Genomic DNA, 547 nt, shown 5'->3' on the forward strand with positions numbered 1-547 from the left:
TAAACAGGTGATCGATCAAGTTTTGTTTCAGTTCCGATTGCGCCTGAATCTCGGCCAAAGAGATATATCCAACCTTCTCCGAATCGAGGGCTCGCTGCTGTAACCGTTTCACTGTCTCGATGAACGTGCCCGTACTTTCATTCGGGCTTAATCGAACAGGTAGCGTGTTGATAAACAGCCCTACCATGCTCTCGACGCCGTCAATTTCTGCTGGACGCCCTGATACCACTGCGCCGAATACCGCATCATCGCTGTTATTGTAGCTGCGCAGCAACATGTTCCATGCCGTCTGCATCATGCTATTCATCGTCACTTGGTGGCGCTTGCTCAATTGCACCAACCGCTCGGTCAATCTCTCCGAGAACGAATGACGGACTTCTTCAAGCGCATACGACTCGTTTGTACGATTTTCGCTTGCAGGGATCGCCGCCCGCTGCTCGTATCCCGCCAAGTAGTTTCTCCAGTATCCCAGCGCTTCTTCTCGATCCTGCTCCTCCAGCCACTTGATGAAGTGGATATAGGGCTTTACGGCAGGCAAATCTATCGA

Annotated in this window: 1 protein-coding gene; it reads right to left on the bottom strand. The window is 51.6% G+C overall.

What is annotated here, in order from left to right; all coding sequences use genetic code 11:
- Positions 1-547, bottom strand: a 547-nt coding sequence (locus tag ACX1DY_RS31500) for a condensation domain-containing protein (protein WP_458968056.1), incomplete at both ends; no start/stop codon positions are given.

The organism is Paenibacillus sp. BAC0078 (genome assembly GCF_054483875.1).